We start from the raw sequence: 13090 nt of genomic DNA on the forward strand, positions 1-13090 counted from the left end.
ATGATTTATGAAACCCCCGAGGCATGGCGAACGGCGCCCGCGAAAAAGGTCCTGCTGTTCGGCATGTCGGGCCTTGGCAAGACCTATGTCTCGAACATGCTGCGCGCGGCAGGCGGGTGGTTTCATTACTCGGTCGATTACCGCATCGGCACCCGCTACATGGGCGAACACATCGCCGACAACTTCAAGCGCGAGGCGATGAAGGTTCCGCTGCTGCGCGAGCTGCTGCTGGGCGATTCGATCTATGTTGCGTCGAACATCACTTTCGACAATCTCGCCCCGCTCTCGACCTATCTCGGCAAGCCCGGCGATCCGGCGCGCGGCGGCCTGCCCTTTGCCGAATACCAGCGGCGCCAGGCCCAGCATCGCGAGGCCGAGATCGCCGCGCTCGAGGACACCGTGCCCTTCATCGACCGGGCGCGGGCGCTTTACGGCTACGACGATTTCGTATGCGATTCGGGCGGGTCGATCTGCGAGGTCGTCGATCCCTGGGACCCGGACGACCCGCTTTTGACGCGCCTGGCGCAGAACCTGCTTTTCGTCTGGATCGAGGGCAGCGAGGCCCATACCGACGCTCTGGTGCGCCGCTTCGACCGCGCCCCCAAGCCGATGTATTACCAGCCCGCTTTCCTCGACGCCGCCTGGTCCGAATATCTCTCGCTCAAGGGTATCGCGCCCGAGGCGGTCGATCCCGACGATTTCGTCCGCTGGACCTATGCCCGCGCCCTGGCGCATCGCCAGCCGCGTTACGCCGAGATGGCGCGCCGCGGCGTCAGCGTGACCGCCGACGAGGTCGCCGCCCTGGCCAGCGCCGAGGATTTCACCGACCTGATCGCGCGCGCCATCGCCCGGCGCGGCTGAGCGCGGGTTTCAGCACCCAGACCGCGCGCGCGACAATGCCCGTGCCGAGCCGTCGAGCGGCAGGTCGAACAGCTCGCGCCCGTTGCCGCGCAGGATCTGCACCCGGTCGCCCGCAATGAGCCGTTTCATCACCGCGCCGCCGTCGCGGATGTTGAACTCGGGCCAGCCCGAGGGCCCTATGGGAAAGCGGCGATCCTTTTCATAGCTGCCGATGCGGATGCGATAGCGCCCGCCCTTGGGCTCGCCCACCAGCATCAAGACGGACCGGCCGCCGGGCACGCAGGCGAACCACAGCCCCGCTTCGCCGACGCGGCCCGTCTCGTCTATGCCCGCCACGCGCTCGCCCGTGGGCGCGCGCGCGTTTACCCAGCGTTTCGCGCTGGCGCGGCCGGGGGCGGGGTGGTCGGGGGTCGCTCGCGGCTTGACGTCCGGCTTGGTCGCCTGCGCGGGCGGAGGCGTTTTCTGGACCGGGGGCGCAGGGGCTTCGGCCTCGGACGCCTCGACCTGGCCGCGCAGCGCCTCGATCTCGGCGCGCAGGGCCTCTATCTCTGCCGGGTCGATCGCGGGCTCGGCCACCGGCGCGGGCTGCGGCGACTGCTGGACGGGCGGCGCTGGTTGGGGGGCCATCTCTACGGGGGCGGGCCGAGGGGCGGGCTCCGCGGGCGCGACGACCGTCTCTTCGGCCTGTACCGGCCGCGCGGGCTCGGACGGCGTTGCCGCTACCCCTGCCCCCTCGGCTCCGCAGACCCGCGCCATGCAGGCGTCGAAATCCGGCCCCTCGCGGGATTCGGTTTCGGCCGCGCAGGTCAGGCTGCATTGCGCCCGTTCGAGAAAGCCCTGCGCCCCGGCGCTGGCGGGCAGCCCGAGGCAGATCGCGGCGGCAAGGATAGGTCTCATCACGCTCTCCCGGCTTGGTCTGTCCCTTATGCCATCGGTTCCCGCGCGGCCAAACCCTTATTCCCCGCTCTTGAGCCCCGCGCTCCGAGCGCCTAACTGGACCCTCCAGACGCCGTTATGGAACCGCCCCCCGTGCCGATCAAACTCCCCGAAGACCTGCCCGCCTTTTCCGTCCTGCGGACCGAGGGCGTTCACGTCATGGCCGAGCGCGAGGCCATGCGGCAGGATATCCGTCCGCTCAGGATCGGGCTGCTGAACCTCATGCCCAAGAAGATCCAGACCGAGACGCAATTCGCCCGGCTGGTCGGCGCGGGGCCGCTGCAGATCGAGTTCCACCTCATCCGCATGTCCGAACACCAGACCCGCAACACCGCCGCCGAACACATGGAGGCGTTCTATCGCCCCTTTACCGAGGTGCGCGACGAGAAGTTCGACGGCCTCATCATCACCGGCGCGCCCATCGAGCATCTCGATTTCCGCCAAGTCAGCTATTGGGACGAGCTGCGCGAGGTGATGGACTGGACGCAGACCAACGTGCATTCGACCTTTGGCGTGTGCTGGGGCGGCATGGCGATGATCTCGCATTTCCACGGCGTGCCCAAGCACATGCTGGGGGCCAAGCTCTTCGGCTGTTTCCGGCACCGCAATCTCGACCCGACCTCGCCCTATCTGCGGGGGTTTTCGGACGATTGCGTGATCCCGGTCAGCCGCTGGACCGAGATGCGACAGGACGAGGTCGACGCGGCGGGCGGGCTCAGGACTCTGCTCGCCTCGGACAAGGCCGGGCCCGCGCTGATCGAGGACGCGGCCCATCGCGCCCTCTATATCTTCAACCATTTCGAATACGACGACGATACGCTCAAGCAGGAATACGACCGCGATATCGCCGCGGGCGTGCCCATCGGGGTGCCTTGCAACTATTACCCCGAGGACAATCCGACCCGCGCGCCGCTCAACCGGTGGAGAAGTCACGCGCATCTTCTATATGGCAACTGGATCAACCGGATATACCAGACCACGCCCTATGACATCGACCAGATTGGCCGCTAGGCTCGCCATGGCGGGCGTTCTCGTCGCGGGGTGCGCCCTTGCCACCGGCTGGAGCGCGGCGCTGCGCGCGCAGACCGCCGAGGAACGGTATCCGCCGATCGGGCAATTCGTCGAGATCGACGGGCGGAAGGTTCATTACCTTCAGACCGGTGCGGGGCCCGACCTGGTGCTCATCCATGGCGCGTCGGGCAACATGCGCGATTTCACCTTCGGCCTCGTCGATGCGTTGTCGGATCGCTACCGCGTCACCGTCTTCGACCGCCCCGGCCTTGGCTACACGCAGGCCGACCCGGCATTCGCCGGAGCCTTTGACGGCCGCGCCGAGGGACCCGAGGCGCAGGCGGCGCTGCTGCACCGCGCGGCCCGCGCGATCGGTATCCGCGACGAGATCGTGCTGGGCCATTCCTATGGCGGCGCGGTGGCGATGGCCTGGGGGCTGAACCACGACCCCGCCGCGCTGGTCGTGGTCTCGGGCGCGACCGAGCCCTGGCCGGGCGGGTTGGGCACGCTCTACACCCTTGCGGGCACGGCATTGGGCGGGGCGCTCGCCGCGCCGGTGATCTCGGCGCTGGTGCCTCGTTCGCTGGGCGACCGGGCGGTGCAGGCCATCTTTGCACCCAACGATCCGCCTGCGGGCTATTCCGATCATGTCGGCGTCGGGCTGGCCCTGCGCACCGAGACCTTTCGCAACAACGCGCAGCAGATCAACAGACTGCGCCCCCACCTCGTCGAGATGTCGGCGCGCTATGACAGCCTGACCCTGCCCATCGAGCTGGTGCACGGGCTGGCCGATGACATCGTCCCCGCCGAGATCCATTCGGAGCGGCTGGCCCAACAGGTCGAGAGCGCGCACCTGACCCGCCTCGCCGGTGTCGGGCACATGCCGCACCATGTCCGCCCCGAAGCCGTCACGGACGCCATAGACCGCGCCGCCCGCCGCGCCGGATTGCGCTAGGCGTCCGCCGCGCCTAGTGTGCCACGGCCCCCGGCTATCGGAGTGCCCGCCATGCCCCTGCCCTTCGACGGCGCGATCAGCCGCTTTCACGACAATGCTCCGCCCGAGATCCGCGATGCCATTTCGGGCGCGCGCAAGAACCATATCGTGACGCCCGAATTCCCGTACGAGACGCGGATGGACAAGGGGGAATACGAGGACACGTTGGGCGCTCTGCAGAACCAGCTCGTGCGGCTTCAGGCCGATGTGCGCGCGACGGGCAAACGGGTCGTGGTGGTGTTCGAAGGGCGCGACGCGGCCGGCAAGGGCGGCACGATCAAGCGGTTCCGCGAGAACATGAACCCGCGCGTGGTGCGCACCGTCGCGCTGTCGGCCCCGACCGAGCGCGAGCGCGGGCAATGGTATTTCCAGCGCTACGTCGCGCATCTGCCCACCGCGGGCGAGATCGTCCTGTTCGACCGGTCCTGGTACAACCGCGCCGTCGTCGAAAAGGTGTTCGGATTTTGCAGCGATGCCGAACGCGCGCGGTTCTTTGCGCAGGTCCTGCCGTTCGAGCGGATGCTGCAGGATGACGGCATCGAGCTGGTCAAGATCTGGCTCACAGTCGGCCGGGCCGAGCAGCTTCGCCGCTTTCTCGACCGCGAAAAGGATCCGCTGAAACAGTGGAAGCTGTCCTCGATCGACGTCGAGGGACTTTCGCTCTGGGACGACTATACCGAGGCCATCGCCGAAACCTTCGAGGCCACGCATACGCCCGACACTCCCTGGACCGTGATCCGCTCGGACGACAAGCGGCGCGCCCGCATCGCCGCGATCAGGGCCGTGGTCGCGACGCTCGATTTCGCAGGCAAGGACGACGCGGTTTCCACCGCTCCCGACCCGTTGATCGCGGGCGGCCCCGATATCTGGCCGCAGTGCCGGAATGGCTAAACGCGGGTATCACCACGGCAATCTCGGGCAGGCACTGGTCGATGCGGCGCTGGTCCTGATCGAGCAGAAGGGCCCCCAGGGATTCACGCTGAGCGAGACCGCAAAGGCCGTCGGCGTCACCCCCGCGGCCGTCTATCGCCATTTCGAGGGGCGCGACGACCTGATCGCCGAGGCTGCGCGGCAGGGCTACGAGATATTCGCCGACCTGATGGAATATGCCTATCGCAAGGGGCAACCTTCGGCGCTGGCGAGCTTTTCGGCCACCGGCCGGGCCTATCTGGCCTTTGCGCGCAAGCATCCCGGCCATTACGTCGCGATGTTCGAAAGCGGCATCTCGATCCGCCGTACGCCAGATCTGGAATCGGCGGCCTCGCGGGCCTACGGCATCCTCGAACGCGCGGCCGCGGACCTGGCCGAGCACATCCCCGAGGATCGCCGCCCGCCCGCGGCGCTATTCAGCTCGCATATCTGGGCGATGAGCCACGGTGTCGTGGAGCTTTTCGCCCGGAACTCGCCGGGCACCACCTCGCGCTTTCCGCCCGAGGATCTGCTCGAGACCGGGATCGGGATCTACCTGCGCGGGCTGGGCCTGATCCCGCCGGACTGAGGCGCACCCCGTCCGGCAGGAAATATTTCACGTTCAGCGCCTTACGGGCTGAACGTCATGTCGTGCATCACGTCAGGCGCTGGCGGATCATCTCGTTCAGCTTTTCGTTGTCGGCGTGGAACTTGCGGATGCCCTCGGCCAGCTTTTCGGTGGCCATCGCGTCCTCGTTCAGATCCCAGCGGAACCTGCCTTCGGAAAGGGTGTCGGCCGTCGCGCCCGACGCGGCCCCCGCCTCGAGCTTGCGGGGCAGATCGCCCTGGTCGGCGTCGAGCGCGTCGAGCAGATCGGGCGAAATCGTCAGCCGGTCGCAGCCCGCCAGCGCCTCGATCTGGTCGGTGTTGCGGAACGACGCCCCCATGACGACCGTCTCGATCCCGTGGGATTTGTAATGGTCATAGATCGCGCGCACCGATTTCACGCCCGGATCCTCGTCGGGCGCGTAGCCCTCGACGCCTTCGGCGGCCTTGTACCAGTCGGTTATGCGCCCGACGAAGGGCGAGATCAGGAACACGCCCGCATCGGCACAAGCCCGCGCCTGGGCCATGCAGAACAGCAGCGTGAGATTGCAGTCGATCCCGTCCTTTTGCAGCCGTTCGGCGGCGCGGATCCCCTCCCAGGTCGAGGCGAGCTTGATGAGGATGCGGTCGCGTCCCACGCCCTTGTCCTCGTAGGCGGCGATCAGCCGCTTGGCCTTGTCGATGGAGCCTTCGGTGTCGAAGGACAGGCGCGCATCGACCTCGGTCGAGACGCGGCCCGGAACGATCCCGGCGAGTTCCGTGCCGACGGCGACGGTCATTGCGGTGGCGATGGCCTCGACATCGCCGGCGGCGCGCCCCGCCTCGATGGCGTCCGAGACATGCGCGGCATAGGCGTCCGAGCCGAGCGCCTTGAGCACGAGCGAGGGGTTCGTGGTGCAATCCTGCGGCTTGAGCCGCTTCACCGCCTCGATATCGCCGGTATCGGCGACCACGACGGTCATATCGCGCAACTGGTCGAGCTTGCTGGGCATGGTTTGCATCCTTCACCTGAGGTCGGGCCAGTGCTACTGCGCGCCACGCTCGGGCGCAAACGGAAGAATGGCCCGCGGCCGGCAAGACGCGGCCCCGGCGTGGAACCAACGGGCGGCTGCGACGCTTCGTCAGGTGCCGTTCGGTTGGAGGGGCCCATTCAGACCAGCAAAGCAAACATATCCGCGCATCCGGGGAAGACAGATCCATGAACACCGTTTCCCTCGCCTTCGCCGTCCTGGTGTGGGTCTTGTGCCTTGCGATCCTTTTCGTGACGGTCGCGCCGATGACGCGGTCGGATGCGTGGTGGGTCAGGATGTGGGATTTCCCGCGATTGCAGATCCTGATCGCCGCGGCGGTTGTTCTGATTCTATCGCTATTCGCGGGATGGGCGACGGCCATTCCGGTCACCGCCCTCATGCTTCTTGCCGGCGGATATCAGTTCTGGCGCATCTCGCCCTATACGCCGCTCGCGGCAAAGGAATTGGTGCTCGCCCCCGATAGCGCCGACCAGATCAGTTTGCTGTCATCGAATGTCCTTATGGAGAATACCGATTACCGAAAGCTTTCGGATCTCATAGATAGGGTCGATCCCGACGTGATCCTGCTGATGGAAACCGATAGCGCCTGGGTCGAGGCGATGGAGCCGGTATTGAAGCGGTACGACACGGTCATTCGGCATCCGCGCGATAATCATTACGGGATGGTCTTTGCCACGCGCCTTTCGACCGAGAATGCGGAAATCGTCTATCTCACCCCGGATGAGACACCGTCGATATTCGCCGAACTGAGAACCCCGGAGGGCGTTCTGTTTCGCTTCGTCGGCCTGCATCCTCGCCCGCCCGTTCCCGGCCAGGATACCGAAGAACGCGACGCGCAAGTGCGCTACGCGGCGCGTTTCGCCCGCAGTTCGGGCGTGCCGCTGGTCACGATGGGCGATTTCAACGATGTGGCATGGTCCGACAGCTCGCAGATGTTCAAGCATTTCGGCGGCTATATCGACCCGCGGGTCGGGCGGGGGCTCTATTCCAGCTTCGACGCGAACAAGATCTACATGCGATGCCCCATCGACCATTTCTTTGTCACCGAAGAGGTCGCGGTCGTCTCGTTCCACCGCGAGGCGCATATCGGCTCGGACCATTTCCCGATCGTGGCGACGATCCGGCTGGATGAGGCACTGGCCGACCGGCTGAACCGCCCGCCGAAACCTTTGACCGACGAGGAAAAGGCGACGCTGGAGGAAACGCTGAATCGCCAGCGCGAATTGCTTGGCCATCGCGATTTCAGTGCGGATCCCGAGAGCAACTGATACCGCAATTCCGGTTCCGCAATTACGCGGGCTGCGCCCGCGCCCGACCGTCACCGCCTGTGACGTGAAAAGACATGCGCGCACCGGCCGCCGTTCTTGCACGTGCCTATGCGGAAATCACGGTAAACAAACGCGAAAGCCATCCAAACCCGATAGTTTCACTACGGCGTGAACCTTTCGCGGCAAGCTGCGTTCTCTCGGCATATGACGGGCCGCGACGCCGGCAGCAAAGGAGTTTCCCATGCATAACGTCTTCTACCTCATCGGGGTGATCGTCGTCGTTCTGGCGATCATCAGCTTTGTCTTTTGAACGGGAGCAGGAACACCATGACCAATCCCACGAACCCCACCGATCACGACAGGTTGACCGAGAGGTCGCGCGATCTGGCCGACCAGGCCAAGGACGCCTCGAAAGGCGCGATGCGCGATGCTTCCGACGCGGCAAAGGCCCAGGCCGAGGCCGCCAAGTCCTCGGCCGCGGACGAGGTGTCGAACGTCTCGGAGGCGCTGCGTGCCGCCGCCGACAAATCGCGCAGCGGCTCGCCGCAGGAACGGACCTTTGGCCAGATCGCCGAAGGTCTCGCCGATGCGTCGGATGCGATGCGCGACAAGGATCTCGGCGAGATGGTCAATGACCTCAACCGCTTCGCCCGCAAGAACCCGGTGGCCTTTCTCGGCGGTGCCGCGCTGATCGGCTTTGCCGCGACGCGCTTTGCCAAGGCGTCGAGCAGCCCCTCGCACGACACGGGCGGCGGATCGTCCCATTCGTCCGTCCCGCGGACGACGCCGGGCACGACCACGGGCACCTCCTACCCGGCCGCCGGCACGACCACCACCGAGCCCTACCCGGCCTCGGGCACGACGACGACCCGGCCCCACGACCCGACGAAAGGAGAGTTCTCATGAGCGCCCCCGATCAGAACAAGAGCACCGGCACCCTCATCTCGGACGCTATGAACAACGTCAGCGCCCTTGTCCGCAACGAGGTCGACCTTGCCCGTGCCGAGGTCAGCGAGAACGCGTCGCGCGCGGGCGTTGCCCTCGGGCTCATCGCCGGGGCGGCCATCGTGGCACTTGTCGCGCTGAACGTGCTGGCCGCGGCGCTTGTCTCGGCGCTGGCCGAAACCGGGCTCGAGCCGGGCTGGGCCGCGCTGATCGTGGGCGTCGTCCTCGCGATCGTCGGCTACGCGATGTTCAGCAAGGGAACCAGCGATCTGAAACTGTCGAGCCTTGCGCCGACGCGGACGGCCAAGAACGTCCAGCGCGACGCCGAAGCCGTGAAGGGAGCCTATGATGACAAATGACACCAGATCCCCCGACGAGATCGAGCGCGACATCGAATCGCGCCGCTCGGATCTCAGCTCGAACCTGGACGCGCTGCAGGACAAGTTCTCGCTCGATACGATGGTGCGCCAGCTCGGCGACCAGTTCCGCGAGCATGGCGGCGATCTGGGCAAGTCGATCACCGAGCAGGTCAAGGCCAACCCCATTCCGCTGGCCCTGACCGGCATCGGTCTGGCGTGGCTGATGATGGGCAATTCGCAAAAGCCCGCCACGCGGTCCCATGGCGTCGATCAGGAGGACGATTACCGCCGGTCGCGCCTCGACGCCGGGCGCCCCTATACGCCGCCCTCCGCCGGCATTCCGCCGCGCGGCCCGGTGCCCGCCTGGGCCGATGATGACGATATGGGCTATGCCGACCGGTCCCCGACCCGCCCGACCCATGATACGGGGCTGCGCAGCGCCGGCATGGGAACCGGCTCGACCCAGAGCGCGATGCCGGGAAGCTCGACGGGTTACACGTCCTCCCCGGGCTCGACCTCCGCGCCGGTCTCGGATGCGTCGGACGATGGCGATGGTCGCATGGCGCGCGCCAGACAACGCCTGTCCGAAGGGACCGAGAACCTCTCGGAAGAAGCCCGCAAGCGCGTCATCGCCGCACGGCAGCGCGCGGTCGAGATGCGCCGCAGCACGATGCGTTCGGTGCAGAGCGGGTCGGACGCCGCGGCCGATTTCTACGAGCAGCAGCCGCTGGTGATCGGCGCGCTGGCGCTTGCAGTCGGCGCCGCGCTTGGCGGGGCGCTGCCGCGCACCAGGATGGAAGACGACGCCATGGGCGATCAGAGCGACGCGCTGATCCGCGAGGCCGAAGCCATCTTCGAGGAAGAGCGCGCCAAGGCCGAAAAGGTGGTCAAGGCAGCAGCGGACGAGGCCAACACCATCGCGTCCGAAACCAAGGACGAGATGGACCGCGAGGCGCCGGGCGACCGGACCGCCGCGCAGGCCGCCGGCGACAAGGCCGCGGAATCGGCGCAGCGCGTGGCCGACAGGGCAAAATCGACGGCCGAGGACGAAAACCTCGGCAAGCCCCAGAGCTGATTCACAGCGTGAAAGGGGGCCGTGCGAGGCCCCCTTTCGTCCGACCGGGCCGCCGGTACGAAAACGGAACCTTCCCGGTCAACAGACGTTTCCGAATCGTGGGCAATCCAGCCCCCATATGGAAGGAGAGTCCCATGGACCATTCCAAGCATGTCCCCCTGCAACCCGAAGAGATGACCGCCTCGATGGTCGAGGGCGCCAATGTCTATGGCCCCGAGGACAACCATATCGGCGACGTGTCCGAGCTGCACGGAACCGGCCCGACGTCAAAGGTCATCGTCGATGTCGGCGGATTCCTCGGCATCGGGGCAAAGCCCGTGGCGCTCGACGTGTCGCGTCTGAACTTCATGCGCGACGAGAACGGCAAGGTTCACGCCACGACCATGATGACCAAGGACGAGCTGAAGTCCCTGCCAGAGCACCCCAAGAGCTGAGGCGGCCTTCAGACGCAATCCCAAGCCCGGCGCGCATTGCGCCGGGTTTTCCATTCGGGCCTTGGTCCGTCGATATCCCGGAATTGATGGAAAATGGTGCACCCGACAGGATTCGAACCTGTGACCTTTCGCTTCGGAGGCGAACACTCTATCCAGCTGAGCTACGGGTGCCTGTTGGTCGCATCGGACCGGGTTTGCTTACGCCAGAACCGTTCGGGTTCCAACCGCTTTGTCCGTGTCGGGCGATGCGTCCTGTCCATTTCTCAGATGCCGCGCGCGGCGTGAGGCGGGTGTTAGCCGCTCGGCTCGCGGGCGGCAACAGCTTTCACGCAAAGAGATCGTGGCAAAGCTCCAGCGCGTCGATCAGCACGTCGACCTCGGCGCGGGTGTTGTAAAGCCCGAAGGACGCGCGACAAGTCGCCGTGACGCCGAGGTGGTCCATCAACGGCCCGGCGCAGTGATGGCCCGCACGCACCGCCACGCCCCGCTTGTCGAGAACGGTCGAGATGTCATGCGCGTGGGCCGCGCCTTCGAGGGTAAAGGAAAAGATAGCCCCCTTGTTCGGCGCATTGCCCTGCACGTTGAGCCAGTTCAGCCCCGCCAGCCGCCCCGCCGCGTAGTCGCGCAGGCCGGCCTCGTGGGCGGCGATGGCTTCCATCCCGAGGCTCTCCATGTAGTCGAGCGCGGCGCCCAGCCCGATCTGCGAGACGATGCCGGGCGTGCCGGCCTCGAACTTCATCGGCGGGTCGTTCCAGCTGACCTCGTCGCGATGCACCTCGCGGATCATGTCGCCGCCCGCCATGAAGGGCCGCATCTCGGCCATCCGTTCGGGGCGGATGTAGATCGCGCCCGACCCCGATGGGCCATAGAGCTTGTGGCCCGTGATGGCGTAGAAATCGCAGCCGATGGCCTCGACATCGACGGGCATGTGAACGGCGGCCTGGCTGCCATCGACCAGCACCGGCACGCCACGCTCGCGCGCGCCCTTGCAGATGGCCGCCACGTCCACGACGGTGCCCAGCACGTTCGACATATGCGTGACGGCGATCAGCCGCGTCCGGTCGGTCACGGCCTCGAGCATCTTTTCGGGCGGCAGCGTTCCGTCCGGCTCGGGCTCGACCCAGACGAGCCGCACGCCCTGCCGTTCGCGCAGCAGGTGCCAGGGCACGATATTGGCGTGATGCTCCATCACCGACAGCACGATCTCGTCGCCGGCCTCCATCCGGGGCATGGCCCAGCCATAGGCGACGAGGTTGATGCCCTCGGTCGTGCCGGTATTCATCACGATGGCCTCTAGCGAGGCCGCCCCGAGAAACCGCGCGATCCGGCCACGCACCGCCTCGTATTTCTCGGTCGAGATCGTCGAGAGCGTATGAAGGCCGCGATGGACGTTGGAATATTCCTCGGCATAGCCTGTGGTGACGGCGTCGATCACCGCCTGGGGCTTTTGCGCCGAGGCGCCGTTGTCGAGATAGACCAGCGGCTTGCCGTTGACCTGCCGCGACAGGATCGGGAAATCGCGACGGATCGCGTCGACATCATACATTGCAGGCTCCTTGCCGGCTCGGATCACCGGGGGACCGTGACCCCGATCAGGGTCAGAACGAAAGAGAGACCGAGTGCCACACCCACCAGCACGAACAGGATCATGGCAAAGACCCGGCCCATGCTGGCAAAGCCGTGCAGCTCGGCGATAAAGGCCGTCAGCAGGTAGAGAAACAGCGCCAGACCCGCAATCACGACGATGCCCGAAAGCGGCGGCAGCAGCGCCAATGCGACGATCTGCACCAGTTGCAGCCCCAGCATCACGACCTGCAACCACGTCACGGCAAGGATCGCATCCTCGAGCCGGCCGGTGCCGCCCATGCCCCGGCCGAGCCAGTGGATCAGGAAAATCGTGAGCACCGGAACCGCCGCCTGCACCGTGACCAGCATGAGCGGGCTGATGACAAAGCCCCCGTCGGGCGCGGGGGCGAGAAAGACCGAGGTCAGTTCGGTGATGAGGGTCGACAGGATCAGCGTCAACGCCAACGCCTGCCACAGCACGTCGCGCGGCAGGTTCAGCGACATAAGCCGCCCGAAGGTCGGGCGCGGCTGGCGGACCGTCTCGACGGCCAGCGCGGTCAGAAGGCGCGGCGACATGAGGTTCACGACGCGCCCCCCATGGCGGCGTTGCGCCCGTATTCGACCGACCACAGCCCTGCCCCCCAGATCGCGACAAAGGCGATCAGCGCGGCGATGCCCACGATGTCGAGCCCGATCCCCGGCCCGACGAACCCCGCGATCAGCCCCCAGAGCAGCCAGAGCGGCGCCGCGGCGAGCAATGCCCAGAACAGCGCCATGCGGCTGCCGAAATAGGACCCGCGCCCGCCCATGGCACGCAGCACGAGATGCACCAGCCCCGCCACGCCATAAAGCACCAGCGGCGCGATGAAGAGCCAGCCCAGAAGGGCCCCGCCCAGCAACATGTTCAGCTCCTGCCCGGTGAGGAATGCCTCGCGCGACAGGCGGGGCCATTGCGCGACGAAGATCAGGAAGCACGCCAGCATCACGGTGACAAGCGCCCGCGGCTCGCCCGCGCCGGGCGGGGCGGCCATCCGCCGCCCCAGCGCCTCGGCCGGGGCGCGGTAGCTGGCCACCATGTCGCGCGTCAGCGACATC

Annotated in this window: 15 protein-coding genes and 1 tRNA gene; 10 read left to right on the top strand and 6 right to left on the bottom strand. The window is 66.7% G+C overall.

All coding sequences use genetic code 11. The features are described 5' to 3' along the window. Positions 1-861 (top strand): ATPase, encoded by an 861-nt coding sequence (locus E2L08_RS03195; RefSeq protein WP_133395615.1) that lies wholly within the window; start codon positions 1-3, stop codon positions 859-861. A 9-nt stretch (positions 862-870) separates the two neighbouring features. Here E2L08_RS03195 and E2L08_RS03200 read toward each other — a convergent pair whose 3' ends face one another. Beyond that, a complete protein-coding gene (locus E2L08_RS03200; protein ID WP_133395616.1) occupies positions 871-1758 on the bottom strand; it encodes a hypothetical protein in 888 nt (295 codons plus the stop codon). Positions 1759-1890: 132 nt separating this feature from the next. Here E2L08_RS03200 and metA point away from each other — a divergent pair, with 132 nt between their 5' ends. From metA to E2L08_RS03220, 4 genes are read left to right on the top strand one after another with little or no spacing between them, the layout of a single operon-like run. Further along, the gene (gene metA, locus E2L08_RS03205) at positions 1891-2808 is read left to right on the top strand and encodes a homoserine O-acetyltransferase MetA (protein WP_133395617.1); all 918 of its coding nucleotides are present in this window, start codon (positions 1891-1893) and stop codon (positions 2806-2808) included. Beyond that, positions 2783-3763, top strand: a complete 981-nt coding sequence (locus tag E2L08_RS03210; RefSeq protein ID WP_133395618.1) for an alpha/beta fold hydrolase — start codon at positions 2783-2785, stop codon at positions 3761-3763. Before metA ends, E2L08_RS03210 begins: the two co-directional genes overlap by 26 nt. Before the next feature lie 51 nt (positions 3764-3814). Next, positions 3815-4693, top strand: coding sequence for a polyphosphate kinase 2 (gene ppk2, locus E2L08_RS03215; protein WP_133395619.1), 879 nt, complete (start codon positions 3815-3817; stop codon positions 4691-4693). Further along, complete coding sequence (locus E2L08_RS03220; RefSeq protein WP_133395620.1) at positions 4686-5300, top strand: TetR/AcrR family transcriptional regulator; 615 nt, start codon at positions 4686-4688, stop codon at positions 5298-5300. The genes ppk2 and E2L08_RS03220 overlap by 8 nt, the downstream gene beginning before the upstream one ends. A 67-nt stretch (positions 5301-5367) precedes the next feature. On the opposite strand, the gene tal is transcribed toward E2L08_RS03220, so the two are convergent. Continuing rightward, on the bottom strand, positions 5368-6309 hold the full coding sequence (tal, locus tag E2L08_RS03225; protein ID WP_133395621.1) for a transaldolase: 942 nt from the start codon (positions 6307-6309) through the stop codon (positions 5368-5370). Between the two features lie 206 nt (positions 6310-6515). Between tal and E2L08_RS03230 the strand changes: the two genes are divergently transcribed. The 5 genes from E2L08_RS03230 to E2L08_RS03250 all read left to right on the top strand — a co-directional run bounded on the left by E2L08_RS03230 (position 6516) and on the right by E2L08_RS03250 (position 10429). Next, positions 6516-7616 carry an endonuclease/exonuclease/phosphatase family protein gene (locus tag E2L08_RS03230; protein ID WP_133395622.1) on the top strand — a complete coding sequence of 367 codons (1101 nt, stop codon included), beginning with the start codon at positions 6516-6518 and terminating at the stop codon, positions 7614-7616. 327 nt (positions 7617-7943) lie between these two features. After that, positions 7944-8522 (top strand): hypothetical protein, encoded by a 579-nt coding sequence (locus tag E2L08_RS03235; protein WP_206076957.1) that lies wholly within the window; start codon positions 7944-7946, stop codon positions 8520-8522. Further along, positions 8519-8920 (top strand): phage holin family protein, encoded by a 402-nt coding sequence (locus E2L08_RS03240; RefSeq protein WP_133395623.1) that lies wholly within the window; start codon positions 8519-8521, stop codon positions 8918-8920. The genes E2L08_RS03235 and E2L08_RS03240 overlap by 4 nt, the downstream gene beginning before the upstream one ends. Continuing rightward, entirely contained in the window at positions 8910-9995 is a 1086-nt protein-coding gene (locus E2L08_RS03245) for a DUF3618 domain-containing protein (RefSeq protein ID WP_133395624.1), read from the top strand. Before E2L08_RS03240 ends, E2L08_RS03245 begins: the two co-directional genes overlap by 11 nt. Positions 9996-10129: 134 nt before the next feature. Further along, positions 10130-10429: a PRC-barrel domain-containing protein gene (locus E2L08_RS03250; RefSeq protein ID WP_133395625.1), complete on the top strand. Its 300-nt coding sequence runs from the start codon at positions 10130-10132 to the stop codon at positions 10427-10429. A gap of 94 nt (positions 10430-10523) precedes the next feature. Here the strand turns inward: E2L08_RS03250 and E2L08_RS03255 are convergent. The 4 genes from E2L08_RS03255 to E2L08_RS03270 all read right to left on the bottom strand — a co-directional run bounded on the left by E2L08_RS03255 (position 10524) and on the right by E2L08_RS03270 (position 13089). Beyond that, positions 10524-10600, bottom strand: a tRNA-Arg gene (locus tag E2L08_RS03255). A 154-nt stretch (positions 10601-10754) separates the two neighbouring features. Then, complete coding sequence (locus E2L08_RS03260) at positions 10755-11975, bottom strand: cysteine desulfurase (RefSeq protein ID WP_133395626.1); 1221 nt, start codon at positions 11973-11975, stop codon at positions 10755-10757. A gap of 23 nt (positions 11976-11998) precedes the next feature. Beyond that, complete coding sequence (locus E2L08_RS03265; RefSeq protein WP_133395627.1) at positions 11999-12571, bottom strand: Yip1 family protein; 573 nt, start codon at positions 12569-12571, stop codon at positions 11999-12001. A 5-nt stretch (positions 12572-12576) separates the two neighbouring features. Further along, positions 12577-13089, bottom strand: a complete 513-nt coding sequence (locus tag E2L08_RS03270; RefSeq protein ID WP_133395628.1) for a YIP1 family protein — start codon at positions 13087-13089, stop codon at positions 12577-12579. Position 13090: the final 1 nt, after the last annotated feature.

The organism is Palleronia sediminis, from assembly GCF_004358695.1.
Classification (GTDB): Bacteria; Pseudomonadota; Alphaproteobacteria; order Rhodobacterales; family Rhodobacteraceae; genus Palleronia; species Palleronia sediminis.